We start from the raw sequence: 25,894 nt of genomic DNA on the forward strand, positions 1-25,894 counted from the left end.
AGACGCAAAATGATACGTATAATTCTACCATACGGTTAGTTTTAAATTGAAGCAAGTCTATTTTTCCATTTATTGATGAAAAAATGACGAAACTGACGCGAATTTGGCAACTACCATTTGGCGTGCACGGTGGTGGTGTGAGGTGTGAACAAATCGGGAATCGTGACAAACGCGTAGCCGCGCGCGCGCAACGTGTGAATCAGTTCTGGCAATGCCTGCACCGTTCCCGTTAGAATCTCCTTTGGGTTTCCCGCACAGTGCATCAGGATAATTGAGCCTGGCGCTACGGCTGGCAACGTGTTTTGCAGCACCTGTTTTGCGCTTAAACTTCGCCAATCCTGAGAGTCGACCGACCAGTTGACAACCTGGTACCCGCGTTTTCCAAGTTGACGCAACAGCGAGACGGTCACGTTACCGTACGGCGCGCGAAACCAGCGAGTCGAGACGTGGGCCGTTTTTTTCAAGAGTCGATCGGTGCGCTCAACCTCCCATAAAATGTGCCAGGGAGACGCTTTTTGCAGGTTATCGTGATCATAGCTGTGGTTGCCAATCGCGTGACCCTCGTTTTTGATTCGCACGATCATGTTTGGGTATTTCTGCACGTGGATTCCCAGCACAAAAAATGTCGCGGGGACGTGTTCTCGCTTTAGGATGGCAAGAATTTGCGGTGTGTAGCGATCATCAGGACCGTCATCAAACGTGAGCGCAACCTTTTTGATCGAAGGGCCTTGGAACACAAAAACATGCGGAAACTGTAGAGCGAGCGCCTGACGGTCTTGTGCGAATGCGGTGGACGCAGGTGTAGTGAACGCGCTGATGGAGATCGTTAGGCCTACGATGATGATCAACAGATCCTTGCGATAAAACGGTCTTTTGCGCAGTTGTCTTTGATGGCGCACATGCATTCGCTCCTCGTGTGTAGCAATCTGCATTATCATCTCCTTTGTATGAGCAGATCATGACGCCAGCGCGTGAATGAATTTCCAAGTGCCGCGATAAAAACGGCGCCGCAACGTGCATGCGGCGCCACAGGGAACGGTGTTCGTCGTTTTTGAAACACTCAGGCGCTGCGATGACGATCGAGAAAGTTCCCCACCGCTTCATACACGCGCAGCTCGTTCTCGCGCTTTGAAAAACCGTGCCCTTCGTCGTCGAGCACGAGATACTCCACGCTGCGCCCCAGTTGCGTCAATTTCTCAACGATTTGGTCAGACTCCGCCTTCACGACGCGTGGATCATTCGCGCCTTGCACGATCAGCATCGGTTTGGTCATGCCTTCAATGTACGTGATCGGGGAGTGCGCGATGAAACGGTCGTGATCGCGCTCCGGATCGCCCACCATGATATCCATGGCAGGTTTCCAGAAGTCAGGGACTGAGTTTACAAATGTAAACAGGTTCGCCACGCCAAAGATGTCGACCGCTGCGCGAAACGAGTTGGCGTAGAGACCGTGCAGCATCAGTGTCATGTATCCGCCGTAACTTCCGCCGAGAACAAAGAGGCGGTCTTTATCCGCTTTTCCTTGTGCGATCAGCCAGTCGACGCTCGCCATCATATCCTTTACGGGCGCACCGCCCCAATCGCCGTCAATCATCTTTGTGAACTCGGAGCCATAGCCTGTGCTCCCGCGAAAGTTTGGCGCGAACACGTCGTACCCTTTGGAGATCAGGTATTGCGTGAACGACCAGAAGTATTTGCGATCCGCCGCCTGCGGGCCGCCGTGTGGCATGATGATCGTGTGACCGTTTCGCGTGTCATCCTTTGCGCGATAGTGAAGCGCCTCAAGTTGTAGTCCATCAAAAGACGGGAAGTGAAGCGTTTCGGCGCGCACCATGCGCTCCTCGGAAACGCCGAGCACGCGATTGTCGGTGAGCTTCGACCACGTTCCATGGGTGTCAAGGCGAAACAGGTTAACCGGTTGATTCTCCTGCGTAAAGAGTCCGTATACACTGCCGGAGTCGTGAACCGTCAGTTCAAAAAGTAGCGCCCCGGGGTAAGAAAATTCGCGAAACGAGGTGGGCTCATCCGCTGATCCGCGATAGAGGATGTCCTCGACACCGCGCTGTCCAACACAATAGACGAGCCGTCGTGTACGATCGACGCGCACGGCAGCGATGTCAATCGCCTCAGGTGCAAACAACTCGCTCATCTCGCCAGTCGAGATGCGATAGAGTGCCGCATACGCAAATGGTTTTTCGTAATTTGTGGTAAATACGATCGTGTCCTCGTCAAGATATGTGCCGCCGTCTGTCACTTGAGTTACGCTTTCATCGGGCGTAAGACAGCGACGGGGTGTGTTTTCGCGCGACACATAACTGAGCATATAGGTGTTCGCCAGCGCTTCTGTGTAGGTGAAGGATGATTCGTCGGGAGCCAGACTTCCAAATTCTATAGGCGCTCGATCCCCAGTATGTATCACCTCTTCTGTCATCTCGAACATGTCGTAGCGATAGAGATTCATAAACGAGGCGTTCTCTTTGTCGGATGTGTAATAGAGCTGATCTCCGCTGCGGTTTAGCGCGCCAAATAAGAGGTAGTGGCCAGGCGATTGACGCACGGGGACAACCGTTCCGCCAGAAGTGGACACGGCATAGATCTGCACCTTTTCGTCGCCATCCGTGTCAAGCCCGACGAGTAGGTAGCGGCCTTTTGGATCGTATTTCACAAAGCGCACGCGCTGGTCATTGTAGGTCAGTTGGTAGGGGAACCGCGTGTTCAAATCCATTCCCCAAAGGTTAAACGTTCCGCTGATGTTCATTGAAATGGCCACGGTGGACTCGTCGTGGCTCACGTCAAACGCACCCAAACTGATTGTGCGGTAATACGCATCCAAACCCGGTTCTGGAAACGAAAACATGAGTGTATTTCTCCTCTCCTGAATCTATGACCAATCTTGCACAGTTTGTGATTTCGGTCAATCCGAAAGTTGCGTCAAAAGTGCTTCGCGAAACTGTTCGTCATCCTGCTTTGTTCGCGCAGATGGACCTTTCAAACGGTGTTTTGCCTTGGCGCGTCGAAGTTTTTGCCCAAGTGCGCGAACTTCGAGGAGTGGGTCAATGTTTTGTGCAGTGTACACAAAGCCTTTTGAAGAGAGCGCCTTTCCGCGTCGCGCAAGAACGAGTGCGGCGAGGCCGTAGTCTTCCGTAACGACCAGGTCCCCCTGTTTCATCCGCGCGAGAATCGCGTAATCTGTCGCGTCCGGTCCCGGCGCGACTTGCAGGTGATCCGCGCCTTCCATGTGGTGGTCATAGGAGCTGACAGTCACCACGCGCAGCCCTTTTTTCGCGCAAACTTCATTCGCGATCTGGCGGGCCGTTCGCGGGCATGCGTCCGCGTCAAGATAGAGTACGCGGGGGGCTGGAGGGAGTGCATGGGGTGCTGAGTCATTCCATTCTGTCGTCACAAAATCACCTCACTGATTGGGGATGGTTTGTCAAGAATTCACGCACCTCGTATAATCAAGCGTGGCCTCGTGAACGTTGTGGCCGTTTTGTGATGAGGAGATGAGTGTATGAGTGAAAAGGTTTCGCAGGATTTCGCGGCTCCTTTCGTATTCAAACAGGCGCAGGAAAGCGCTCCTTCTTCCTTACGATACCATCTACGTCGAGTGACGATCACGAAGGAGTTTACATTCGACGCGGCTCATCATCTTTACGCCTATCAAGGGAAGTGTGCCAATCTCCACGGGCACACGTATCGACTGATTGTCAGTGTGAGCGATGTGTTGGATGAGATTGGACTGGCCATCGATTTTGGCGATGTAAAGACGCTCGTGAAGACACACGTTGTCGATCGACTCGATCACACGTATTTAAACGAGGTGCTCCCGCCGATGAATACGACTGCTGAAAACATGATCGTCTGGATGTTTGAAGAGATTGAACAGGCGCTTCATGCGTTTCGCGACACCGCGCGCGTTGAGCGGCTGACGCTGTACGAGACGCCGACTTCAAGCGTTGAGATCACCCGACAGGAGATGGGGTTGTGAGCGAGGCGGCCGTTGGGCGTGAAACGCAGGCGATCCGCCTGCCGCTCGTCGAAATTTTCGAGACGGTGGAGGGTGAAGGGACGCAGGCGGGTTATCCGACCGTTTTTGTGCGATTGTTTGGCTGTCCACTGCGCTGTGTATGGTGTGACACACCTTACAGCTACGCGCCAGCGAAGGCGGAGTTTACCATGACGATTGAACAGATCGTTTTGCGCGTCGCGTCGTTTAAGGCAGCGCGCGTGTGCCTGACAGGTGGGGAGCCACTGATGTATCACGAGCATTCTGCTGCGCTGCTGCGAGCCCTCTCCGAACTCCCGCGGCTGGTCGACGTGCATGTGGAGACGAGCGGGGCGATTGATCTCACCTCGTTTTTGAAGGATGTTCGATCTTCCAAGGTGCGGTATATTGTCGACTACAAATTGAAAGAGTCTGGCGAGACTGCGAAAATGATCGCGGCGAATTTTACCGTGCTTCGTCCCCAAGACGAGCTTAAATTTGTGATCGCGTCCGATGCGGATTTTGACGAGGCGATGGCGGTGCTCGATCGCTTTCACCCTTTATGCACGGTGCTTGTGAGCCCTGTGTTTGGCGCAATGGAACCGGAACATCTCGTGGATCGTCTCCTTAAAGAAGGGCGTCCGCACGTCAAACTGAATCTGCAGATTCACAAGGTGATCTGGGATCCTAACCAGCGCGGCGTGTGATCGCTGTTCGACGGGCGGTACAGAAAAGGGACGCTGCGCTTGGCGAAGCGATGAATAGAGCGAGGAGGCGATTGACATGACAACAGGGAGAGACAAAGAGCAGAGGCGCGAGGGTCAAGCAGGCGCGGTGGTGATTCTCAGTGGCGGACTCGACAGCGCGACATGCCTTGGCATTGCCTGCGCAGAAGGGCATCACGTGACGGCGCTCTCGTTTGACTATGGACAGCGGCATCACAGAGAACTCGCTGCTGCGGCGCGCCTTGCGGCGCATTACGGGGTCGCGCATCACATCTACGAGTTGCCGTTTTTTCGTCAATTGGGCGGGAGCGCACTGACGGATGACGCGATTTCGGTGCCGACAGAAGGGGTCGACAAAGCACACATTCCATCCACGTATGTGCCGGGGCGCAACCTTATTTTTCTTTCGATTGCCACGGCGCTCGCGGAAGTTACGCGCTCGGAGTGGATTTATATCGGTGTCAACGCACTTGACTATAGCGGTTATCCGGACTGCCGCCCGGAGTTTATGGACGCATTTGCAAACGTTGCGACCGTCGCGACACGTGCAGGTGTTGAGGGGATGCACATTGAGGTGAAAACGCCTCTCTTGCACTTGACAAAAGGGGAGATTGTCGCACGCGGTACAGCGCTTCTCGTCCCATATGAGATGACAACTTCATGCTATGTAGGAGAAGAAGAGGCGTGCGGCGTTTGCGATAGTTGTCGACTGCGGCTTGCGGGATTTGCGGAGGCAGGGCGAGTGGATCCAATCCGCTACCAGCTTCGCGCTAAGAATTGATTTAGGAAGACGGTTGCCTAAATGGCACCCGTCTTTGGTACGCTGGAACGGCGCAAAAACCTTGAGTCTCGCAGCGGTCTATGCCATAATTCGCAGAGTAGATGCCATAGAACATGGATCGCTTTTTTTATTTGTTTCTGAAAATGAAAGAATGTGAGGTTTGCCCTTTTGAAAAAGCAGGGAACGAAACCGACCGCCCCCAAATCGAAAAAGAGACTGCGTCGCAGAATTGTGATTGCTACCGCGAGTGCGGTGGTGCTTGGCGCGGCTGTCGCCTACGCAATGGTGGCGCAAGGATTAACCGGAAACAACCTGGGATTTACGATTCCATTTCTCCATCACGCTCCACCACAGCCTGAGAACATCCTCCTGATCGGGAACAACGCGCGCAATGCGCAAGGCCCACTCCAACTCGGAACGGCGGCCGGTCAAGCAGATATTATGATGATTGCGCATATTGACCCGATCAAACACATGGTCACATTGATCTCGATTCCGCGTGACACGCTCTTTGCGATGCCAAACTACAACAATCCAATCCCGAAGCTTAAATCGTTCTTTTTTATCGGCGCGCAGATGCAGCCAAACCAGGCTGCGCAACTGACGGTTCAAGCAGTCGAGAAGTTTACAGGGATGCATATCGACCACTGGATTGTGACCGACTTTCAGGGATTCTCGGATGCGGTAAACGCGGTGGGTGGGGTGCGGGTGTACATCCCGGGGCGTATTTATGACCCGCTGCACAGTGGCGCAAATCTCTATCCGGGATGGCAGACGCTCAATGGCACGCAGGCGCTCGCCTACATTCGTGTGCGGCAAAATACCGCGAGCAATGTATCGGTCAATGACTACGAGCGAAACAACGCGCAGGCGCAGGTGCTGATGGCGCTCAAGGCGAAGCTGCTCAGTGGAAGAAATGCGCTCACAAACGCTCCCGGTTTGATTGCGACATGGATGAAAGACGTTGCGACAGACATGAACATCGGTGATCTGATTCACCTCGCTGAGATGGTGCACGGCTCTAAGATTGCGCACATCAATCTCGGCACAGTTTCTGACTCGATGGATGTTGTCAGCGCCCCGGTTCAGGGCATCAACCAGGAGAATTATCTGACGGGCGCCTACTATGATATTATCGACCCGGCAAAAGTCACGGCAACGCTCAAACCGTTTGGATCGACTGGCGCTGACACGGGTGTGCCGATTGCGAGTCCAGGATCGTTTCAGGTGCAACTCTACGGCCCGCAGTCAGAGGTGGCGGTGCTTCAGAAGCAAGGGTTTAACGTGACCTACATGGGTGGAAGCAATGTTTCGCAAGATCAGATCATGTACCCGACGGGTCAATTGAGCGAAGGGCTCTCTGTCGGGCGTGCGCTCGCCTCAGGCAACTCGCTCGTCGAACCGGGGGCGCCGGGAAATGCGGTCGTCGTCTACGTGAATTGACGAGGAAATGCGCCGCTCTGGTCTAGTCCAAACGCGCCGTGAATATACCTTGGACAAGGAAGGTTCATGGCAGGGGTGACTCGAGTGAAGCGCAGGTATCTTGTATTGGCTGGTCTCTCCCTTGCGTGCGGTTTGTTCCTGGCGGGTTGCGGTGAGCCAGGCGCCACGCAGGTGGTCAAGCAATTACAGACCGTTCAAAACAAACTGACAGCCTATAAAAGTTCGGCCTGGATGACGGTGCACATGCAGGGTGCCGTGCAGCGGTATTATGTAGAAACGTGGTATCAGGCGCCCAATCAATACCGGATCGCGCTCGGGAATGAGAATAAAGAGATTTCGCAGATCATCCTTCACAACGCGACAGGGATCTACATTATCAATCCCGGTTCGAAACGACTCTTGAAGTTTCAAGGGGATTGGGCAGAGCGGCAGGGGCATCTGTATCTATACCACGCGCTGCTCTCACGCATTATCGCGGCGCAAGAGCCAACGTTTTCGCGCAAGGAAAAACAGGTTTCGTTTACGATTCCCGGTGACCCGCTCAATCCGCTCATCGCGTATCAGCGAATCACCTTAAACGGCCAGACACTAAACCCAGTGCAAGTGGAACTGCTTGATGCAAAGCGGCAGCCGATCGTGACGCTTGACTATCTGAGCTATCAGCAGAACGTCCAATTTCCGTCAGGTTCGTTCTCACCTGAGCAGTCTACGACACTGCACGCAGTCGAGATGCCTGTGGCGCAGGTTGAACGGGGGTTTGGCGTCGTCGAGCCGACGTGGTTGCCGACCACGGATTCGATGCTTGACGCGAGCGAGAATCACGGTGTAATTTTCTTGCGATATGCTGGAAAAGAACCGTTTACGCTCGCAGAAAATCGCCCGCTGACGGAGAGTTTATCCCTTGGTCAGGGTAAGCTCGTGACGCTGTTTGGCATTCCGGCGGTGCTTACGGGACAAGGGCCAACGCATCAATTGTACTGGATGAGTCACGGGGTCGAATTCCAGTTGACATCGACGATGAGCGCGCAGGATATGGTTCACATTGCAAGTTCAACCTTGGATAATATAGGAAAGTGATGCGTTGTGTGGGTAGATGCCGGTGCGCGACAGCGAGACGCGTGGATTGTCGTTGATCTCGAATCGATTCGCCACAATGCGCGCCTCTTGCGAGCAAAACTCGCGCCGGGGGTGCGCATGATGGCGTGTGTAAAAGCATACGCCTATGGACATGAGCCTGTTGAGACGGCGCGTGCACTTCTTGCAGAAGGCGTCGAGGAGCTTTGCGTCGCGACGATCGAAGAAGGCGTGCTTTTGCGTGCGGCGGGGATACGCGCACCGATTCTGATTCTTGGCGCGTTTCCTTGCGAATCGGCCGAAACGCTCATTGCGAATGACCTCACAGTTACCGTCTTTGCTGAGACGCACATCACGGCGCTCGCAAAAGCAGGGCGCGCGCTCGGCCTCTCGCCCAAGGTGCATCTCAAAGTAGATACAGGCATGACGCGGCTTGGTGTGCGCACAGAAGATGAACTCCTTGACGTGGCGCAGCTGTGCATTTCGCGCGGGCTTTTCATCGCGGGTATCTATACGCACTTTGCGTTCGCTGACGAAGCGCTTGACGAAACGTTTACAGATCGACAGTTGGCGATGTTTCAAAACGCGGTTGCACGGCTGCGCGCCGCCGGGATCGACCCGGGTGTCGTTCACGCCGCAAACAGTGCGGGACTCTTGCGTAGTCCTTCGTATCACCTCGATATGGTGCGTCCAGGCATCGCTCTCTACGGGTATCATCCGGCGCCGCAGTGGGGGCAAGCGCTCGCGCTGCGGCCTGCGCTCTCCGTCTATGCGCGCATCGTGCGCATCGCCGACGTGCCTGCAGGCACGAGCGTAGGCTACGGCTGTGCGTATACCTGCGCAGGCGCATCGCGCATCGCGACGCTTCCGCTCGGGTATGCCGACGGAATTCCCCGCGCTGCGGGACGCGGGGCGCAGGTTGATGTCGGCGGGCGCGCCGCGCCGATTGTTGGGCGGGTCTGCATGGACCAATTGATGATTGATGTGACAGAAACGGATGCGCGCGTCGGCGATGTGGTTCAAGTGTATGGTGCAGCGCTTGGGTGTGCGGGATCACTTCAGGCGACGGCGGACGTGCTTGAGACGATCTCGTATGAGCTTTTATGCCGGCTGTCAATGCGGTTGCCGCGCGTAATCACGCACTCCGTTACGGACTGAAACGCGGATGTGAACGGTGGGAAATTCGCAGAAGGACTTTTTAGGTGAAACTGGATGTCTTTCTACGTAATGCGTTATAATAGCAGTGGGACTTGGCAGTCGTTAGGGGGATATCGCATTGTCTAAGTCAAGAAAAATTGCTGTGAGTCTGCCGATGGGCATGCTCGACGAGGTGGATACGCTCGTCGCGCACGATCAGGAGAGTCGCAGCAACGTGATCCGACAAGCTACAGCGTTATACCTTAAAGAACGTAAAAAACAAATTATCCGCGAATCTCTGCAACAAGGCTATCTGGAAATGGCCCCGATCAACCTCCGTTTGGCGAGTGAGGCGTTCGACGCAGAAGTGGAAGCGGTTATGATCGCCGAACGCTTGGTCAGTGGGGTGTAGCACGATGAATGTCAAACGCGGCGACGTTTATTTTGCGGATCTCTCCCCGGTGGTGGGGTCCGAACAAGGCGGATTCAGGCCCGTATTGATTATCCAGAACAACATTGGCAACCGATTTAGCCCGACGGTGATTGTCGCCGCGATCACCGCACAAATTCAGAAAGCCAAACTTCCCACGCATGTCGAGATCAGTTCTTCACAGCACGGAATGGACAGAGATTCTGTCGTCCTCCTCGAACAAATTCGCACGCTTGACAAACAACGCCTTACGGAAAAAATTGCGCACCTGGACGATGAATTAATGAAGCGCGTCGATGAGGCGCTCAGTATCAGCCTTGCATTGGTCGATTTTTGATGCATGTCCCGCCGTTCGCCTGAATACAGTGGAGTAGGGATTGTCCCGATGACACGTTCAAGGGTTAGGAAGGCGGGAATCGCTTGTCAGACGCTCTCTATGTTGGCGCAAAAGTTCGCGCAGTAACGGCCGTCGCCATTTTATTCTTCGTGGCAGTTGGCGTGTATCTCTATACGATGGGTGGATCGACAGGCGTCATTCATGTGCGATCGATTCTCTCCCTTTTTGAAGGCATTGTGTGGGATTCACTCCCCTTTTTGGTGATTGGCGTCACCCTCTCTTCAGTCGTTGATGTGCTCTCTGCACGCCGCGCATTCTCCTCACTTCTATCCACGCGCATCAAGAGTCACGCCCTTGCGGCGACACTCGGACTCGCGCTGCCCGTTTGCGACTGTGGTGTCGCGCCTGTCGCGAGAACGATGCGCCGCCGCGGCGTACCGGAGGCGACAGCGATGACGTTTGCCCTCGCGACGCCAACCCTCAATATCATTTCGATTGCGGCGACGTTTGTCGCTTTCCACGGATCATGGTCCATGGTGCTTTGGCGCGTGGGTGCCGTGCTCCTGCTGTCGCTTAGCATCGGCGTACTCCTCTCGCGACTCCAGGGTGACGCGACGGATGTTTATCAGCAGTCGAGCGTGCGCGTAGAACCTGCGCGCAAAACGCTAGCGACGGCCGAGCACATGACCCGACACGCCATCGGTGAACTCGTGGCGATCGGTCCTTTTTTGATTCTAAGCGCGCTGATTGCGGCGACGGCGCAAGAGTTATGGCCCTTGCGCGCCGTGACCGCGTTTACCCAACACTCGCTGTGGTCGATTCCGCTGATGATGGCGCTCGGCGGAATGCTGTCTCTTTGTTCGGAGGCAGATGCGTTCGTCGCGGCAGGTCTGGCGTCACTTTTTTCCCCGGGCGCGATTCTCGCCTTTCTCCTTGCAGGACAACTGGTCGACATCCGAAATATGATGGTGTTTCCATCCGTCTTTCAACAGCGCACCATCTGGACCGCGCTTCCACTCGCGGCGCTGTTTGTGTTTGTGATAAGCGTCATGGCGAATTACTTCTTCCTCGGGAGGTGGACGCTGTGAGAGGTGAGCGCGTACTGCAAACGGTGGTGATCGCACTCTATGCGGCCGCCAGTTCTCAGCTTCTCTACACCGGGGGAGTCTATCGCATCATGGGAACTTCTTCGATTCCGGTATTGCTCATCGCCACGATCCTTTTGTGGATCCTCCTTCTCATCTCAGCGTTCTCGATTGTTCGCGAGTGGAAACAAGACGTGGGCAGTGCTGCGCCACAAGGCGTCCTGCGCGGATCGCTCTATGCGGTGTTTGCCTTTCCACCGGCTGTCATTCTCCTCCATACAGCGCTCTCTCTCGTGGTATAATCAAAAAAATGAGAGATAAAGGGTGTTTGCGCATGTCATCATTCGTAGCATCGTCTGCCGCCGACAGATCGCACATTCGCGATCTGTCTTTGCACGGTCAGGGCGAAAAGAAGATTCAGTGGGTGATCGGGCGCATGCCGCTCATGCGCGCCCTGCAAGAGCAGTTTGAGAAGGAGCAGCCGTTTGCCGGAAAGCGGGTTGTCATCTGTCTGCACCTCGAGGCAAAAACAGCTTATTTGGCGCGTGTGGTGCAGTCAGGTGGCGCTGAGGTGACGGTGGTCGCGTCAAATCCGCTGTCAACGCAGGATGATGTGATCGCGGCACTCGTGCAAGGAGGCATCGCGGCGCACGCATGGCACGGCGCGAGCGATGAGGAATACCACGCGCACATCCGCGCGGCGCTCGATACCCATCCGCAATTGATCATTGACGATGGCGGCGATCTGATCACGACACTCCACCATGAGCGCAAAGAGCAAGTCGCGACAGTGATCGGTGGCTGTGAAGAAACGACGACAGGGATTCTGCGCCTGCGTGCGATGGAGCGCGACGGAGCGCTGCGCGTCCCGATGATGGCGGTCAATGACGCGTACAGCAAGTATCTTTTTGACAACCGCTATGGGACAGGGCAATCTGTATGGGATGGCATCATGCGTACGACGAACATGGTCGTTGCAGGATCGACTGCGGTCGTCGTCGGCTATGGTTGGTGTGGAAAAGGTGTGGCGTTGCGCGCACGCGGTCTCGGCGCGCGGGTGATCGTTTGCGAAGTTGATCCGATCAAGGCGGTCGAGGCAGTCATGGATGGGCACGAGGTGATGCCCATGCGGGAGGCGGCGCGCCACGGCGACTTTTTTGTCACAGTGACCGGGAATCGCGACTGCGTCACGGGCGCACATTTTGACGTGATGAAGACGGGCGCAATTTTGGCAAATGCCGGTCACTTTGACGTTGAGATCAGCATCCCCGATCTGCGCGAGCGAGCAGTGGCGGTCACGGATGCGCGCCCGAATGTGCAGGGGTTTGTGATGGCGGATGGGCGCGTCCTCTACCTTCTCGCAGAGGGCAGGCTTGTCAATCTCGCCGCAGGGGACGGCCATCCGGCCGAGGTGATGGACATGACGTTTGCGCTGCAGGCGCTGGCCCTTCGCCACGTCGCACAGCAGGCGCTTGCACCAGGTGTCCACAATCTCCCGGCGGAGCTTGACCGCCGTGTGGCGGCGATGCGTCTGGGCGCAGATGGACGGTCGATTGACGAACTGTCGGACGCGCAAAAGGCATACCTTGCAGGGTGGAGTCACGAAGCGTAGGCGCGTTGCGCGGTGAACATGAGGACATGGCGGGGAGAGGGGTGTGAGGGATGAAGCCGAGAATTGGGCTTTCTGTAAACTATGAGGAAAAAGGTCCGGGCAAGGTTGGCGCCTATCTCGGCGCGGATTACACGGACGGGATCTACGCGGCAGGCGGACTCCCTTTTGTTTTACCGCTCACCGACGAGCGGGCGTGGATCGAGGATCTCGCCGACGAACTCGACGGCCTTCTTTTGACGGGCGGAGATGACATCGATCCAAGTTACTTTGGACAAGAGCCGCTGCTCGGTTTGGGACAAGTCACGCCGCTTCGCGACGCGATGGAGTTTCAGCTTTTTGCCGCGATGCGCGCTCGTCAGAAACCGATCTTTGGCATCTGTCGCGGTGTGCAGGTCATGAATGCGGCGCTCGGTGGCACGCTCTATCAGGATCTGCCGCGCGAGTTTCAAGGGACACTTCAGCACAGTCAAAAGGCACCGCGTCAGCACACGGCGCACGCTGTGGAGGTCGTATCCGGCACGCTGTTGGCAAAGATCGTGGAGATAGAGTCGCTTCCCGTCAATACCTACCACCACCAGGCGGTACGCGATCTCGCGCCGGGGTGCGTCGCGACGGCGCACAGCCGGGACGGCTTAGTCGAGGCGATCGAATGCCCGAGTGACCGCTTTACGCTCGGTGTACAGTGGCACCCAGAAAACCTGTGGCGAAAGCACACATCACACTTCAGACTATTTACTGCCTTCACTGAGGCTGCGGCGGCGCGGCGTAAAGCGGCGCAAAAAGAGTCTGTCTTCGTGCGTGAAGAAAAATAGGTTACGCAAAGAACGGTTCGTGTGCCGTCTGTAGTAGAGCACTGAGAGTGTAAGCGCGAGGAAATAGGCGGTTGACGAGGCGAGCGCGCCTCCGACGATGCCGAGATGCGGGATGGCGATGACGCAGATCAGCACGTTGGTGGCGATGCTCGCCGCTTGCATGTAGAGCGGAAAGCGGACGTGGCCGAGTTGGTCTGTAAAGAATTGTGTCAAAAGACCTGTCGCTCCATACGCGGTCGTTCCGATCAATAAAATTTGAAACGGGGCGATTGAACCTTGATAGCGATGCGTATAGACCACATCAATCAGTGGGGAACAGGCAAACATGATCACTGCCCCGCTGATGAGGGTATAAAACGTAAAGCGAAAACTGCGCTCGGTAAGCTCGATCGAGGCGTGGCGCTCTTCTTTTGCGATTCGTGCAAAGACAGCCAGACTGATGCTCTGCGAGACCTGCCACAGAATCTCGGATGCGGTCACTGCGATCGTATAGAGCGCGACGCCGCGCGAACCAGCGAGAATGCCGACGGCGTAGAAATCGCCCCGGTAGTTGAGCTGCGTCAACAGATTTTGCCATGAGATGCGGTTTCCGTATGCAAAAAAAGGTTTGCTGACTTCTTCATCGCGGCGCGGCGTAAAACGGGTTCCTGCGCGCGCGCGGGCGATGGGGACAATGAGCGCGGCGGCCGTGATGTTTGTGCAGAGCCAGAGAATCAGCGTGATCACCAAGAGGTGAGGGCTGAGTGTGGCGCGTCTTGCGTGGTTGAGTCCATAGAGGACGGCCGCACCGACGAGAAACAGTGACGCTTGCACCATGTTCATGCGGTTGACCCACGAGATTTCATTCAAAGCCTGCAGCAAACGTGAGCTATAGTTATAGAGGATGACGAAAGGAAGAACGGCCAAGATAAACGAGATGTAAAAGAAAACGGAAAACGCGTGCGTCAGACTGACACTTACGATCAAGAGCGCCACGATGACGCTTGCGAGTTGCAAATAGAGGCGCGAGAGCACCCCGAGCAGCCGACTGCGATCGAGTTTTAGGCGGTTGAGGCCGTAGTTGACAAACGCGCCGTATCCAGAAAGAAAGGTAGAGCCAAAAAGGAGTGTGCTCGTCACGAGCGCGTAGGTACCGCGATCGCTCAGGCTCGCAAAGTAGCGTGTGACAAGCACTCCAGAAAGAAAGGTAATCGCGGATATTCCCAGCTTATAGCCGATGGTTCGAAAGACCTGCAAAACGGCGCGCACAAAATCACCCTGCAAGAGTATAGCATGCCAGGTATGGCGCTGTCCCCTTTTGCGAGAATTCTTCGCATTGATAAGTGGGTAGAAGGCGCAGACGCTCCGGACGTCTCGCAGTCGCTCATCAAAGGAGGAGTCATCTTGGCCACGACGAGCAGGCATCTCTTGGTCTCCGTCCAGATTGGACAGAATGCAAACGGCAAGCCAAAGCTTCACAATCGCACCTACCCGCACGTTGATGTTGCGGCGGCGGAGAGCGCGATTGCGAGTGTGCTTCAGGCGCTGTCACCGCTGTTCGCCGATCCGATTGTCGAGTTGGGTCATGTCGACACTGTCTCGCTGCAAGGAATCTCTGCGACGGGAACGACGTCAGCAAGCGTTACGTCAGGGACATCCGTCACCGGAACGACGACTGCGGTCACTTCCACTTCAGGGACAACTGTGGTTGCGTAATCCGATCAGCCAAAGGGGGGTTCGATTCATGAAAGAAGTGCTTCAGTTGTCGTTTCTCACGAGCGCTAGCAAGGCGGTTCACTTGCAGATTCAAAATCCTAAGCAACCAGTTGACCCGGTCGCAGTAAACGCAGCGATGGATGCGATTGTCGGGGGTGACATCTTCCTCTTCCCGACGGGGCGAATCGTCAAGAAGGTGGCAGCGAAGGTCAACACGTCTGACACGTCGATCCTGACCCTTCCCTGATCGCTGTGAGGTGCGATCAGCGGATCGCGGCGTCAGATGGATCTTTCCTATAGAATAGCGAGAGCCCTCTTTTGGTCAGGTGATCAAGGGAGGGCTCTCAAGCGATTTCAGTGTATAAAGAAGGAGTTCGTACAAATCTTCTGCGCAATCCGCCTCAAGCAAGATGCGCTCATCGACCAACACGAACGGTTTTCGAAAGCAGTTGTGACAGTGACCAAGGCATTCCCACTCGCGGTGGTCGATCGCTGGATGGTGTGCGCTAACCCGACGCACCACATCGTCGCTGTGGTGCGCACGGTTATTTTCGCACGTCTCCATGCGAACGGTGGTTTGCGACTTTGTTTCCTGAGCCTCGATCTCATCCACCCCTCGCAGACGGAGAATAAAACTTTCCTGTATAATCTTGTCGTACCTCTGATAGAATTTCGTGGAAGCTTGTAACCTTTTTGGATCCAACATCGTCAATATCATGACGCAGGCAGGTGAATCGTTTGTCGCCTCAGTCTCAAGAAGAGCGCGTATCCCTTCTCCAAGAATTGATGCGCGCGTTTGGTCACGACGTGATTCGCTTGATCGATCACTATCTGCACGATCGACACGCCGCAGAAGACCTTTCTCAAGATGTCTTTCTTAAAGTGTACGACCATTTGGATGACTTTCGCAATGAATCGAGTTATAAAACATGGATCTTGGCGATCGCGGCAAACGCTGCAAAAGATTATCTGCGAGCGGCCGCACGGCGCGTAACGCCGATGGAGACGATTCCTGAGGGCGCACCTCTTCCTGCAGTTGAGAGTGCGGTGGTCGAGCGCGCGCAGCGCGATCAGTTATGGCGCGCGGTAGATGCCCTTCCGGGTGTTTATCGCGAGGCGATCTGGCTCTTTTACGGCCATGAACTATCGATCGAAGAGGCGGCGCGCGTGGCGAAAGCGAGTGTCGGCGCGATGAAAACGAGACTACACAGAGGGCGCGCCATGCTTCGCGAGGGGTTAGGGGGTGGGCTAGATTATGAATCGAGATGACTTCAAGGAGCAAGACGATCTAGAGGCGTTTTTGCGTACCCTTGCCCGTGAGAAACGCGATCTTACCTTTACGGATGAGATGCAGGCGCGCGTCTTAAAACGAATTGAAGAGCGCACACCGCCTGTGACGGCGCGGATCGCGTCGCAGAAACGCAAACTGTTCGGACGGCGCGCGTGGGTTGGGATCGGAGCGGCTGCGGTCGCCTGTGTCGCCTGGGTGCTCATCGCGACGGGGCTCATCAACAATCGCATTTTCACGATCAATTCTAGTTTTCATACCGCCTCAACTGGCGCTGGGATACCTTCTTTTTCAGCATCGCTCGCGCCGGTTGACGTTGCTCAAGTCAGCGTGCTCCCCACAACCGCGCAAACGACGAATCACGGAGTGCCAGGTGTGCCGCGCACAAATGGAATAATGAGCCTTGCGCCGCAGAGTGTGACGGTACACGCCACACTTGTCAACCAGAGTGACCGTCCGATTGCTGGGAAGGATCTGCAAGGAATGCTGTTTATTCTCAAAAATTCTTCGGGTCTCTCTCCGTTGCAATGGGGAGATTGGGAGTATTTTGTCAATGGGCCGTCTGGCGTTATCCCGGCGCACGGAAGTTTGCCATGGTCATTTACACCGAATCCTACACCGCCCTTCACATCGCTTGCCTCGCGCCAGGTGCACATGATCTGGATGTTCCGCAAGGGTGTGCAAAACGCGCCGACGCTGACGATCGGCACCCTTCCGATTGCGACACAGGTGCAGTCAGTCGTCGTTACAGGGCGCGTTCAAAGCGTTCAATTTTTCACAGTGAACGTCACTGCGCGAAATGAGTCGCAACGCGCGATCGCGCTCAACCATGTGATGGGAATTCTCATTTTTGGCAAGGGCGAGCCTCTGCTCAGTCGCTCGACCTACAAATACTTTGACGATGTCACGCACAGCGCAAAAATGGAGTGGCTCAAACCGGGGCAATCGCGCATCCTCTCGTTTACGCTGACAGGTGTCCCCGGGGTTGAGATGCAGAAACTTTCCAGCCATGTCTTTTTAGTGGCGCGCAGTCAACTCGGGGTGTGATTACGGCAGGTGCATTGCCCGCCGATGGTGAATATGGGTATAATGGCGGCATTGATTCGAAGCGTGACGGAGAGCGGGGATTGCAGTGCGCCTCCATGAAATCGGAGAGTTTGGACTGATCGCGCGGTTAAAAGAGATCGTTTGGCGCACTGACGCGCGCGTCATGGTGGGGATCGGCGATGACGCGGCGGTGGTCACGTATGAGCGCCCGGTAGTCATGACGACCGATGCACTGGTGCAAGGCATTCACTTTACGCGTGAAACGATGACGCCAGAGACGACGGGCGCGAAGGCGGTCGTCGCGACGCTGAGCGATCTTGCAGCGATGGGCGCTGTAGCGCGCCACTTGCTTGTGACACTTGCGCTTCCGCCGGATACGGATGTGGAAGAGATTCTTGCAATGTACCGGGGAATGGCGGATGTGTGCGAAACGTATGATGTCACGCTGATTGGCGGCGACGTTGTATCGACAGGCGGGCCGCTCGTCATCAGTGTGACAGCGACGGGGGAGTTGCTTGATAAACCGCTTTTGCGCTCTGGCGCAAAGCCTGGGGACATTCTCTTTGTGACAGGGGACCTCGGCGGGTCAGCGGGTTTTTTGCACGCACTTTTCGCGGATCGACTGACCATGCTTATGCCGCTTGATCTGGCACTCTTGCGGGAGCGACACCAGCGACCAACGCCACAGTTTGCGGCGGCGCAGATCCTCGCCGAAGAAGGGTGCACGTCACTCAATGATGTGTCAGATGGCCTTGCTTCAGAAGCACACGAGATTGCAGAAGCAAGTGGTGTTCATCTGGTGATTGAGGCAGACCGCATACCCATTCCGCCGGCGCTTCGCGCTTACGCGCGAATGGGCCGAGAAAGTCCGCTTGACTTTGCGCTCTACGGTGGCGAAGACTATCAGTTAGTTGGCACGGTTGATGTCCGTCGTGCCGGACGAGTGCTAGCGCGAATGCAAGCGTCTGGTGTTCGCTTCACGATCATTGGGCGCGTAACCGATGGCGCACCGGGTGTCGAGCTGCTTTCACAAGGTATTTATCAAACGATAGAAAAACGGGGCTACAATCATTTTGAAGCTGCACTGCGTGGCGACAAGGAAATCAGGTGATGTGCCTTGACGAAATCGATCACGATGCGCACAGAGGGACAAAAGGAGCGGGTAACACAGCGTGGGCTCACCTTGTGGCTCACGGGGGCTGAGGAGACGATGCGCTTAGGCAGGTCCTTTGGAAATGTCGCGGCGCGCGGCAGCGTACTTCTCATGCGCGGTGGCTTGGGGGCGGGGAAAACGACGTTTGTGCGCGGTTTCGCAGAAGGCCTTGACTGTCGCGAGGATGTGCAGAGTCCGACGTTCACTTACGTGCTCGAATACCTTTCAGGACGCTTGCCACTGTACCATCTCGACTTATACCGACTCGCCGATGAGGCGGTGGGTGAACTGGATTGGCTTGACGAGTACTTGTTTGGCGAAGGGGTCGCGGTGGTGGAGTGGTCTGAGTACCTTGGCGGCTACGCGCCAGAAGACGCGCTTTTCATCCATTTTATGGCGTCTGAAGAACGCGATCGCCGCCTTGTTACTATTTCTGCCGCAGGTCATACGGCGTGTGAGGTGTTTGCAGCGTGGGTGAGCGAATGGTCCAGCTAGCCATGGATACATCGACGGAGCGACTCTCTGTGGCGATCGCCACGGAGGACGGAGAAGTGATTGGCGAGACGACCCTCGCCGCTGCGCGGACGCACGCGACGTATCTACACCCTGTGATTGAACAGCTTCTTTCAGCCGTCCGTTGTTCCTTCGCCGACGTGTCGGGCATCGCAGTAGGTCTTGGACCAGGATCGTATACGGGCGTGCGCATTGCGGTCAGTGCGGCAAAGGCGTTCGCGTTTGCCAGACGGATTCCGGTGGTTGGCGTCTCTTCGCTTGAGGCGTCCGCGCGTCAGGTAAAGTGCCGCGCAGGTGCTGTGGCTGCTGTGTTTGACGCGCGGCGAAATGCTGCGTACACCGGGCTATATCGAGCAGGGGTGGAGTGGCAGTTGCTTGCTCCGGAAGCGCGTGCGGCGTACAGCGACACGGCAGTTTGGATTCGTGAACACCTTTTGGCGACGGACGGGCTTTATATTGTGGGGGATGGAGCGCATGCGCTTGCGCGTGAACTTGAGGTGTTAGAATTCCCTTGCATTGTGGCGCAGCGCGCTGTATCTGTCGTGTATGCGCGCGATGTGCTTGACGCAGCGCAGCCAGCGCTGCACGATGCAAGAGGCTGGAGTGAGCAGGAGGTCATCAAGCGTGCGCACGAGTTGGTACCGCGCTATCTTCAAGTGGCGCAGGCCGAAACCGCGTCTCATCAGGTCGGAGGCGTTGGTCATGGGTGATTGGACAAAACACATGATTGATGGGAAACCGCTCACATTTCGCCGGATGAATGTGCGCGATATCGATTCAATTCTTGTGATTGAAAAGGCTTCGTTTTCGGCGCCGTGGTCACGCAGCGCGTTTCTCGGGGAACTGACGGAAAACCATTTTGCGCGCTACACACTGATGATGCTGGGCGAACAAATCATTGGGTACGCAGGCATGTGGGTGATCATCGATGAGGCGCACATCACAAACATTGCGGTGGCGCCGCCGTATCGCGGCAAGAACCTGGGGGAGACACTGCTGCGCTATGCGATGGCAGAGGCGGTGGCGCTCGGCGCAATCCGGATGACTCTTGAGGTGCGTGTCTCCAATACCCCGGCCAAATCGCTCTATGAAAAGTTGGGGTTTCAAGCGGGGGGCATTCGACAGGGGTATTACACTGACAATCGCGAGGACGCGCTGGTGATGTGGGTTGATCTCCCGCGCGTGCCTGTGCAGGAGGACTCGCATGCGGCAGAGTGAATCGCGCGCACACACTGCGCAAACATCATCTCCGGTTGTGGCGCCGGGGATGAGGGATGTCACCGTTCTTGGCATTGAGTCGAGTTGTGACGAGACGGCCGCCTCTGTAGTCAGAAATGGCCGCGACATGATGAGTTCTGTGGTGCTCTCGCAAATCGAGGTGCATCAAGCGTTTGGTGGCGTTGTGCCGGAAGTTGCGTCGCGTGCGCACACAGAGATGATGACGCGTGTGATCGAACAGGCGTTGCGGGATGCGAAGACTACCTTTTCCGACCTTGACGCGATCGCGGTCACGTACGGCCCTGGCCTCGTTGGCGCATTGTTTGTCGGTGTCACAACGGCAAAGTCGCTCGCGCTCGCCACGGGTCTTCCGCTGATTGGCGTGCACCATCTCGCGGGGCACATGGTGGCGTCAGCTTTGTCGCACGGAGCGACGCCGCCTTACCTTGTGCTCATCGCGTCGGGCGGGCATACCGATTTGATCAATGTGTTGGCGTCGGGTGAAATGGTTCGGCTCGGCAAAACGCGCGATGACGCAGCGGGAGAGGCGTTCGACAAAGTGGCGCGCGCCATGCGCCTTGGCTATCCGGGCGGGCCGGCGATTTCTGAGGCGGCCAAGCGCGGCGATCCGACGCGCTATGCGTTTCCAATTGCTAAGCTTCCGGATGGACCGTTTGACTTTAGTTTCAGTGGATTGAAGTCTGCCGTGATGCTCGTTCTCGACAAAGAAAAGCGGGCGGGAAAAGAGAGTTCGATTCCGGATCTCGCGGCGAGCTTTCAAGAGGCGGTCGTTCAGGCACTCTGCGCGAAGACGGAGGCGGCGCTTTTGCAGACGGGACAGCGAACGCTCGTGTTGGCGGGGGGTGTGGCGGCGAATGAAGCGTTGCGTCTGGCGCTTCGCGCGCGCTGTGATGCGCTAGGCGTGGAATTTGTCGTGCCGCCTGTCGCGCTTTGCACAGACAACGCGGCGATGATCGCCGCAGCTGGGTATGACCGGTATGTGCGCGGCTTGTTTGACGATCTCACGCTCACGGGTGTTGCGACAGCGTCCATTGAGGCGTGGTATGCGGCGCCCGCAACAAAACAGTGAGGCGCATGTGTCGCGTGTCATTTCATTCGTCTCGCCAATGAACATCTGGCGCGGACCACGTCAGGTGTTTTTTCATGGGCGCAGAGCATGTGGCGTGAATGCCATTGCCCTCAGGCGCTGTACGAAATGTGAGATAGGCGGTGCGCTCGCGATCGAGGTGCGGGTCCCTTAGAAAAATTCGTTTCGTGTCGACTTCGGCGGTGACAGCGCGCGCTCCAAGCACGGTGACGGCGAGGATGTCTGTGTCGATCGAGACGCCAGTCTTTGGATCGATCAGGTGGTGCATGACATGATCCCCTTGTGAAAATCGACGCTTCCACGTCGCGCTCGTGCAAAGTCCGCACGGCGTTTCGGGCAATCGTAGGGCTGCCGCGAGTTCATTCTGTCGGTGGGGGTGTTGGACGCCCAATTGATACAATTCGCCTGTGGACTGCGTTCCCAAAATTGCGATATCTCCTCCGGCGTTTACGATGGCGCCACACATCTCCCCTCCGTAAGTGTCCAACAGGCGCTGCAGCATGCGATCGGCCGTGAATCCTTTTGCGATGCCGCCGAGATCGATTGGCGCGTGAAGAATAACCTCATCGATGGTGAGCCACGTAAGCAGTGGATGGCCTTGCTCGATCGACGCGCGCAACACATGTTCAGGTAGCGGTGCACCAGGGTAGCCCACCTGATGAAGTGAAGGAAGAATGCGCGGATCAAATGCTCCGCCACTGCGCAGATGGGCTTCGTTCGTCTGTGTAAGCATTTCACGCATCAAAGGTGAGATGCGCAGTGGAGTGCCTATGCTGTGATTGAGCCGTGTGAGTTCACTGTCTGCGCGAAATCGCGAGAGTGTCGCTTCAATGTGCATGATCTCGCGTTCAAGTTTTTTTAGAAATTCGTCAGGGTTGTCGCTTTGCGGAAGTGATCGTGCAGCGTAGGAACGATCGATGCGCAGCGAAAAGGTCGTGTTCATCGCCTGAAAGGATCTCTCGTGAATAGGCATGCCCATCGTCACACTCCATCGATTGTGCGTACTTCTCTGAGTGTACTGAGTATAGAAAAGGATTTGCAAATAGAAAAACGGGAAGTGCCGCATTCTGCTGCGGGCCTTCCCGTTGTTTGATTTCTCTAGCGTGAATGATTTTGACTGAAACTTTATTTGCCGAGTACGACTTCGCCTTGCGCGACAGGAATTTTGCCTTTGCCAGCCATTGCTGGTCCTGTGTGTACGACGATACCCCAGGCGTGTGCAGGAATCTTCATAATGTTCTTGCCCTTGATCACGGTCGTTGCCATCGCGTTGCCTTTTGCGTCAGCCACGAGGTTTGCGAGTGCAAACGCCATACCGCCCATTTTTCCGGCTTTGTCAAAATGAATGTGTTCTGGGTGAACGCTGTGCGGTTTTAAGCCGGAGACCATGACCATAACGGTCAGCGTATCTGTCTTGGTGTTCAGATCAAGAGTTGCTGTTCCGTGCACTTTGCTGGCTTTGAACGGAGCGAGCGTAGCGTGCGCGTATTGCACCGCTGCTGTCGCTTTCGTCTTGTCTATTGGTTTCTTTTTGCTCGTTGTGCTTGTTTTGCTCTTCGCGCTTTCCTTGCTCTTTGCGCTTACTTTAGTTACGTGTTTTGCGCTGGCAACATGGTGGGTTGTCGCAGCGAATGCGCTGCTGACAGAAGCGAGGCTGACGAGAAGGGAAGCGGCGACTGCGATCTTTGCAATTTTTGTGTTCATTTGTGATGCACCTCCGTAGATTGGTCGGTTACGGTAACCAAACGGTTATTAGTATGTAACCTGTTTGCAATCTAAATGTAATCTATCGATGTCAACTTTGCAAGCGAGATGAAATGCTATGATGTGACAAGAGTTTGAACATGAGGAGTGCCAATTTTGGTTATGCACAGAGTTATCCACAGATTCTGTGCATAACTCTGTGCATAACTCTGTGGAAAAGTGAAAAGATCTTCGCTTGCTCTGTCGTCATTGCGCGCGACTGTGAAGAAAAAAGGTGGAGGTATGTCGACATGAATCAGGAGGAACGGTTTATCGAGGCGATTAAGACGAATGACCATGCGGTTGTGAAGGATTCTTTACAAATAGAGCCGGGCTTGATGGAGGTCAAACTAAACGGGATCTCACCTCTCATGCTCTCGGTTTACTATGGCGCGCGCGATGTGACAGCCGTATTTCTTTCACGCGGCGTCGAACTGAACCTGTTTGAGGCGTCCGCTCTAGGGCAACACGACTCCGTTTTGCGCGAGTTAGACTGTGATTCTGCAGCGCTTAACGCATATTCCGCAGACGGTTTTACCGCGCTCGGACTGTCCGCTTTTTTCGGTCATGAAGACATTGCGCGAGAACTCCTGAAGCGAGGCGCCGCAGTCGACGTACCTTCGAAAAACGCAATGCGCGTAGCCCCCCTTCACTCTGCAGTTGCGCATCAACACACGCGGATCGCAGAGTTGCTGCTGGCGCACGGCGCAAATGTGAATCTCACACAACAAGACGGCTACACGCCTTTGCTCGAAGCTGTAGAGAATGGTCAACACGAGATGGTGCAGTTGCTGGTCGCGCACGGGGCAGATATCCATCAAGCCAGTGAGCGCGGCGTGACGCCACTGCAGATGGCGGAGACGATGAAGCGCGACGATCTACTGCAAATCATGCGCGAAACGCACGCACAGTAACACCTAAAGAATGAGGTAGTGCGCTCACTCCAAGGATGGAAGAAATGTCATGACGCTTAGCGTTCAGATTTCTTCGGATCGCGCCTCCCACTCGCGATACACATTTGCGAGACGTTCATTTTTTTCTTGGAGTTGCTCATTGTGCTCGTTGATCGCCACCCAGTCGCCCTGCTCTGAGAGTTCGACCAGGCGCGCCTCATCCACCTTTATCTCTTTTTCTAACTGTTCAATCTGTTGCTCAAGCGTGGTGAGTCTCGCCAAACGTTTGCGATCCTGCGCTTTCTCCAGTTGCCTGCGCGCGCGTTCATCTTTTGTTCTCGGAGCTTCTGGCGACAGCGCTTGGCGCGCCGTCTCTTTTACAGTAGGCGTCTCATCACTCTGTTGCGTCTGCGCCGCGAGAAACGACTCATAATTTCCTTCATAATCAAGCATTCGATTTTCGGTCAGCGACAGAATGCGCGTGGCGAGCGTCGCGAGAAAATAGCGATCGTGCGACACAAACAAGATCGTTCCGGGAAAGTCCAGAAGCGCCGCTTCAAGCGCTTCTTTGCTCTCGATGTCGAGGTGATTCGTCGGTTCATCAAGAAGGAGCAGGTTCGCCGGAGAGAGAGACAGGATGGCGAGCGCGAGGCGGCTGCGCTCACCACCGCTCAGATCGCCTACCCGCTTATACACGTCATCCCCGTGAAACAGCACATGGCCGAGCTTCGTGCGAATGACTGTCTCGGAGCGCGTCGGATAAACGCGCCACAGTGTCTCGATAACCGTGAGTGCCGGGTCGAGCTGTTCTTGCTCCTGCGTGTAATAGCCAAACTCCACGTGTGTACCAAAGCGCACCACCCCTTCGCTCTTGCCGACGCCCGCGACGGCGCGCAAAAGTGAGGTTTTGCCGATGCCGTTTTTCCCTAAGAGTGCGACGCGTTCGCCGCGTCTTAACATGATGGAAAACGGAGCAAACAGCGCGCGTTCCGGTGTACCCACTTTTGCGCAAAAGCGGCGCAGTTCGAGCACATCAACCCCACTTGTCGTCTCTGGCAAAAACGTGACAAAGGGGAGCTTGCGCGCAGTGGGTTGCTCCACCCGCTCAAGGCGTGCGAGCCAGGTTCGCCGACTCTGCGCGCGCTTGGTGGTTGATGCGCGCACGATGTTTTTGGCGATAAAATCCTCAATCCGCTCAATCTCCGCTTGTTGCCGCTCAAACGCTTCCACCTGCTGCGCTTCGCGCTCCTCTTTGAGCGCGGCGTAGACGCTGTAGTTTCCGGGATAGCGAACGGTTTTTCCGTGATCCATTTCATAGGTGACCGTAGTGACGCGATCAAGGAAATAGCGGTCGTGCGAGATGACGAGCAGAGATTCGCGGTAGCTGCGCAGATAGTCTTCGAGCCACGCGACGGTTTCCAGATCGAGGTAGTTTGTCGGTTCGTCAAGCATGAGCAAATCAGGCTCAATCAAGAGTTGCCGCGCGAGTTGCAGCCTTGTCTTTTGTCCGCCTGAGAGTGACGCAAAGGGCGTTTCATATTGCTCAGAAGTAAATCTGAGACCATGCAACACGCGCCGCGTTTTTGCGTCAGCAGAGAAACCGTCACGCTTTTCAAACGCGTGCGTTTTTGTGTCGTAGTCGCGCAGGAGCTTATCCAGCGTCTCGCCTCGCTGAGACGCATTGGCGATCGCCTCTTCGAGTGCGCGCATCGCAGTTTCGAGTTCATCAAGCTCTGCAAACGCAGAGCGGGCGTAGCGCCAAACGGTTTCGTCGTCGCCGTGCGCCTCTTTGCGCTGCAGCACGTGACCGATGGT

Annotated in this window: 30 protein-coding genes; 22 read left to right on the forward strand and 8 right to left on the reverse strand. The window is 55.7% G+C overall.

The window, feature by feature from the left end; all coding sequences use genetic code 11:
• Nucleotides 1–110 precede the first annotated feature (110 nt).
• The 3 genes from AYW79_RS08150 to AYW79_RS08160 all read right to left on the reverse strand — a co-directional run bounded on the left by AYW79_RS08150 (nt 111) and on the right by AYW79_RS08160 (nt 3,403).
• Complete coding sequence (locus tag AYW79_RS08150) at nt 111–899, reverse strand: polysaccharide deacetylase family protein (protein ID WP_197467712.1); 789 nt, start codon at nt 897–899, stop codon at nt 111–113.
• 161 nt (nt 900–1,060) lie between these two features.
• Complete coding sequence (locus AYW79_RS08155; protein ID WP_067564346.1) at nt 1,061–2,857, reverse strand: S9 family peptidase; 1,797 nt, start codon at nt 2,855–2,857, stop codon at nt 1,061–1,063.
• Between the two features lie 57 nt (nt 2,858–2,914).
• The gene (locus AYW79_RS08160; RefSeq protein WP_067564349.1) at nt 2,915–3,403 is read right to left on the reverse strand and encodes a YaiI/YqxD family protein; all 489 of its coding nucleotides are present in this window, start codon (nt 3,401–3,403) and stop codon (nt 2,915–2,917) included.
• Between the two features lie 108 nt (nt 3,404–3,511).
• Between AYW79_RS08160 and queD the strand changes: the two genes are divergently transcribed.
• From queD to AYW79_RS08220, 12 genes are all read left to right on the forward strand, one after another.
• Complete coding sequence (gene queD / locus AYW79_RS08165) at nt 3,512–3,988, forward strand: 6-carboxytetrahydropterin synthase QueD (protein ID WP_067564353.1); 477 nt, start codon at nt 3,512–3,514, stop codon at nt 3,986–3,988.
• On the forward strand, nt 3,985–4,692 hold the full coding sequence (locus tag AYW79_RS08170; RefSeq protein ID WP_067564356.1) for a 7-carboxy-7-deazaguanine synthase QueE: 708 nt from the start codon (nt 3,985–3,987) through the stop codon (nt 4,690–4,692). Before queD ends, AYW79_RS08170 begins: the two co-directional genes overlap by 4 nt.
• A gap of 76 nt (nt 4,693–4,768) precedes the next feature.
• Nucleotides 4,769–5,491, forward strand: coding sequence for a 7-cyano-7-deazaguanine synthase QueC (queC, locus tag AYW79_RS08175; RefSeq protein ID WP_067564360.1), 723 nt, complete (start codon nt 4,769–4,771; stop codon nt 5,489–5,491).
• Between the two features lie 168 nt (nt 5,492–5,659).
• Entirely contained in the window at nt 5,660–6,934 is a 1,275-nt protein-coding gene (locus AYW79_RS08180) for an LCP family protein (protein WP_067564363.1), read from the forward strand.
• A gap of 84 nt (nt 6,935–7,018) precedes the next feature.
• Nucleotides 7,019–8,011 (forward strand): outer membrane lipoprotein-sorting protein, encoded by a 993-nt coding sequence (locus tag AYW79_RS08185; RefSeq protein WP_067564365.1) that lies wholly within the window; start codon nt 7,019–7,021, stop codon nt 8,009–8,011.
• Between the two features lie 6 nt (nt 8,012–8,017).
• Complete coding sequence (gene alr, locus AYW79_RS08190) at nt 8,018–9,166, forward strand: alanine racemase (RefSeq protein ID WP_067564368.1); 1,149 nt, start codon at nt 8,018–8,020, stop codon at nt 9,164–9,166.
• 154 nt (nt 9,167–9,320) lie between these two features.
• On the forward strand, nt 9,321–9,557 hold the full coding sequence (locus tag AYW79_RS08195) for an antitoxin (protein WP_067564408.1): 237 nt from the start codon (nt 9,321–9,323) through the stop codon (nt 9,555–9,557).
• A 4-nt stretch (nt 9,558–9,561) separates the two neighbouring features.
• Complete coding sequence (locus AYW79_RS08200; RefSeq protein WP_067564370.1) at nt 9,562–9,912, forward strand: type II toxin-antitoxin system PemK/MazF family toxin; 351 nt, start codon at nt 9,562–9,564, stop codon at nt 9,910–9,912.
• An 83-nt stretch (nt 9,913–9,995) separates the two neighbouring features.
• Nucleotides 9,996–11,000 carry a permease gene (locus AYW79_RS08205; protein ID WP_067564372.1) on the forward strand — a complete coding sequence of 335 codons (1,005 nt, stop codon included), beginning with the start codon at nt 9,996–9,998 and terminating at the stop codon, nt 10,998–11,000.
• Entirely contained in the window at nt 10,997–11,299 is a 303-nt protein-coding gene (locus AYW79_RS08210; protein WP_067564375.1) for a hypothetical protein, read from the forward strand. Before AYW79_RS08205 ends, AYW79_RS08210 begins: the two co-directional genes overlap by 4 nt.
• Nucleotides 11,300–11,331: 32 nt before the next feature.
• On the forward strand, nt 11,332–12,609 hold the full coding sequence (locus AYW79_RS08215; protein WP_067564377.1) for an adenosylhomocysteinase: 1,278 nt from the start codon (nt 11,332–11,334) through the stop codon (nt 12,607–12,609).
• A gap of 50 nt (nt 12,610–12,659) precedes the next feature.
• A complete protein-coding gene (locus AYW79_RS08220) occupies nt 12,660–13,421 on the forward strand; it encodes a gamma-glutamyl-gamma-aminobutyrate hydrolase family protein (protein WP_067564379.1) in 762 nt (253 codons plus the stop codon).
• Here the strand turns inward: AYW79_RS08220 and AYW79_RS08225 are convergent.
• Entirely contained in the window at nt 13,338–14,684 is a 1,347-nt protein-coding gene (locus AYW79_RS08225; RefSeq protein ID WP_067564381.1) for an MATE family efflux transporter, read from the reverse strand. The two genes, AYW79_RS08220 and AYW79_RS08225, sit on opposite strands and share 84 nt — an antisense overlap.
• 9 nt (nt 14,685–14,693) lie before the next feature.
• On the opposite strand from AYW79_RS08225, the gene AYW79_RS08230 reads away from it, so the two are divergent.
• Nucleotides 14,694–15,116 (forward strand): DUF1659 domain-containing protein, encoded by a 423-nt coding sequence (locus AYW79_RS08230; RefSeq protein ID WP_067564383.1) that lies wholly within the window; start codon nt 14,694–14,696, stop codon nt 15,114–15,116.
• Between the two features lie 28 nt (nt 15,117–15,144).
• On the forward strand, nt 15,145–15,363 hold the full coding sequence (locus tag AYW79_RS15845; RefSeq protein WP_067564387.1) for a DUF2922 domain-containing protein: 219 nt from the start codon (nt 15,145–15,147) through the stop codon (nt 15,361–15,363).
• A gap of 75 nt (nt 15,364–15,438) precedes the next feature.
• Here the strand turns inward: AYW79_RS15845 and AYW79_RS15220 are convergent, their stop codons facing one another.
• Nucleotides 15,439–15,729: a DUF1450 domain-containing protein gene (locus AYW79_RS15220; protein ID WP_179122965.1), complete on the reverse strand. Its 291-nt coding sequence runs from the start codon at nt 15,727–15,729 to the stop codon at nt 15,439–15,441.
• 116 nt (nt 15,730–15,845) lie between these two features.
• Between AYW79_RS15220 and AYW79_RS08245 the strand changes: the two genes are divergently transcribed.
• The 7 genes from AYW79_RS08245 to tsaD all read left to right on the forward strand — a co-directional run bounded on the left by AYW79_RS08245 (nt 15,846) and on the right by tsaD (nt 21,425).
• Nucleotides 15,846–16,385 carry a sigma-70 family RNA polymerase sigma factor gene (locus AYW79_RS08245; RefSeq protein WP_143216061.1) on the forward strand — a complete coding sequence of 180 codons (540 nt, stop codon included), beginning with the start codon at nt 15,846–15,848 and terminating at the stop codon, nt 16,383–16,385.
• Nucleotides 16,372–17,451, forward strand: coding sequence for a hypothetical protein (locus tag AYW79_RS08250; protein ID WP_067564391.1), 1,080 nt, complete (start codon nt 16,372–16,374; stop codon nt 17,449–17,451). Before AYW79_RS08245 ends, AYW79_RS08250 begins: the two co-directional genes overlap by 14 nt.
• A gap of 85 nt (nt 17,452–17,536) precedes the next feature.
• Nucleotides 17,537–18,562, forward strand: coding sequence for a thiamine-phosphate kinase (thiL, locus tag AYW79_RS08255; RefSeq protein WP_067952857.1), 1,026 nt, complete (start codon nt 17,537–17,539; stop codon nt 18,560–18,562).
• A gap of 6 nt (nt 18,563–18,568) precedes the next feature.
• Nucleotides 18,569–19,099 carry a tRNA (adenosine(37)-N6)-threonylcarbamoyltransferase complex ATPase subunit type 1 TsaE gene (gene tsaE / locus AYW79_RS08260; RefSeq protein WP_067952859.1) on the forward strand — a complete coding sequence of 177 codons (531 nt, stop codon included), beginning with the start codon at nt 18,569–18,571 and terminating at the stop codon, nt 19,097–19,099.
• Nucleotides 19,075–19,827 carry a tRNA (adenosine(37)-N6)-threonylcarbamoyltransferase complex dimerization subunit type 1 TsaB gene (gene tsaB / locus AYW79_RS08265; protein WP_156481797.1) on the forward strand — a complete coding sequence of 251 codons (753 nt, stop codon included), beginning with the start codon at nt 19,075–19,077 and terminating at the stop codon, nt 19,825–19,827. Before tsaE ends, tsaB begins: the two co-directional genes overlap by 25 nt.
• Complete coding sequence (gene rimI / locus AYW79_RS08270; RefSeq protein ID WP_231877786.1) at nt 19,820–20,335, forward strand: ribosomal protein S18-alanine N-acetyltransferase; 516 nt, start codon at nt 19,820–19,822, stop codon at nt 20,333–20,335. Before tsaB ends, rimI begins: the two co-directional genes overlap by 8 nt.
• A gap of 49 nt (nt 20,336–20,384) precedes the next feature.
• Entirely contained in the window at nt 20,385–21,425 is a 1,041-nt protein-coding gene (gene tsaD, locus AYW79_RS08275) for a tRNA (adenosine(37)-N6)-threonylcarbamoyltransferase complex transferase subunit TsaD (protein WP_067564420.1), read from the forward strand.
• A gap of 22 nt (nt 21,426–21,447) precedes the next feature.
• Here the strand turns inward: tsaD and AYW79_RS08280 are convergent, their stop codons facing one another.
• The gene (locus tag AYW79_RS08280) at nt 21,448–22,422 is read right to left on the reverse strand and encodes an FAD:protein FMN transferase (protein WP_067564395.1); all 975 of its coding nucleotides are present in this window, start codon (nt 22,420–22,422) and stop codon (nt 21,448–21,450) included.
• Nucleotides 22,423–22,568: 146 nt separating this feature from the next.
• On the reverse strand, nt 22,569–23,147 hold the full coding sequence (locus AYW79_RS08285; RefSeq protein ID WP_067564398.1) for a CHRD domain-containing protein: 579 nt from the start codon (nt 23,145–23,147) through the stop codon (nt 22,569–22,571).
• A 290-nt stretch (nt 23,148–23,437) separates the two neighbouring features.
• Between AYW79_RS08285 and AYW79_RS08290 the strand changes: the two genes are divergently transcribed.
• Nucleotides 23,438–24,100: an ankyrin repeat domain-containing protein gene (locus AYW79_RS08290; RefSeq protein WP_067564400.1), complete on the forward strand. Its 663-nt coding sequence runs from the start codon at nt 23,438–23,440 to the stop codon at nt 24,098–24,100.
• 63 nt (nt 24,101–24,163) lie between these two features.
• Here the strand turns inward: AYW79_RS08290 and AYW79_RS08295 are convergent.
• The coding region (locus AYW79_RS08295) for an ABC-F family ATP-binding cassette domain-containing protein (RefSeq protein WP_156481798.1) at nt 24,164–25,894 on the reverse strand (1,731 nt) is incomplete at its 5' end.

This window comes from Ferroacidibacillus organovorans, assembly GCF_001642725.1.
Lineage (GTDB): Bacteria > Bacillota > Bacilli > Alicyclobacillales > SLC66 > Ferroacidibacillus > Ferroacidibacillus organovorans.

Coding starts and splice junctions, on each gene's coding strand:
- queC (WP_067564360.1), top strand. CDS start 4,769: ATGACAACAGGGAGAGACAAAGAGCAGAGGCGCGAGGGTCAAGCAGGC.
- AYW79_RS08290 (WP_067564400.1), top strand. CDS start 23,438: ATGAATCAGGAGGAACGGTTTATCGAGGCGATTAAGACGAATGACCAT.
- AYW79_RS08155 (WP_067564346.1), bottom strand. CDS start 2,857: ATGTTTTCGTTTCCAGAACCGGGTTTGGATGCGTATTACCGCACAATC.
- AYW79_RS08200 (WP_067564370.1), top strand. CDS start 9,562: ATGAATGTCAAACGCGGCGACGTTTATTTTGCGGATCTCTCCCCGGTG.
- tsaD (WP_067564420.1), top strand. CDS start 20,385: ATGAGGGATGTCACCGTTCTTGGCATTGAGTCGAGTTGTGACGAGACG.
- AYW79_RS08230 (WP_067564383.1), top strand. CDS start 14,694: ATGCCAGGTATGGCGCTGTCCCCTTTTGCGAGAATTCTTCGCATTGAT.
- AYW79_RS08220 (WP_067564379.1), top strand. CDS start 12,660: ATGAAGCCGAGAATTGGGCTTTCTGTAAACTATGAGGAAAAAGGTCCG.
- AYW79_RS08195 (WP_067564408.1), top strand. CDS start 9,321: ATGGGCATGCTCGACGAGGTGGATACGCTCGTCGCGCACGATCAGGAG.
- AYW79_RS08280 (WP_067564395.1), bottom strand. CDS start 22,422: ATGGGCATGCCTATTCACGAGAGATCCTTTCAGGCGATGAACACGACC.
- AYW79_RS08250 (WP_067564391.1), top strand. CDS start 16,372: ATGAATCGAGATGACTTCAAGGAGCAAGACGATCTAGAGGCGTTTTTG.
- AYW79_RS15845 (WP_067564387.1), top strand. CDS start 15,145: ATGAAAGAAGTGCTTCAGTTGTCGTTTCTCACGAGCGCTAGCAAGGCG.
- rimI (WP_231877786.1), top strand. CDS start 19,820: ATGGGTGATTGGACAAAACACATGATTGATGGGAAACCGCTCACATTT.
- AYW79_RS08285 (WP_067564398.1), bottom strand. CDS start 23,147: ATGAACACAAAAATTGCAAAGATCGCAGTCGCCGCTTCCCTTCTCGTC.
- AYW79_RS08215 (WP_067564377.1), top strand. CDS start 11,332: ATGTCATCATTCGTAGCATCGTCTGCCGCCGACAGATCGCACATTCGC.
- queD (WP_067564353.1), top strand. CDS start 3,512: ATGAGTGAAAAGGTTTCGCAGGATTTCGCGGCTCCTTTCGTATTCAAA.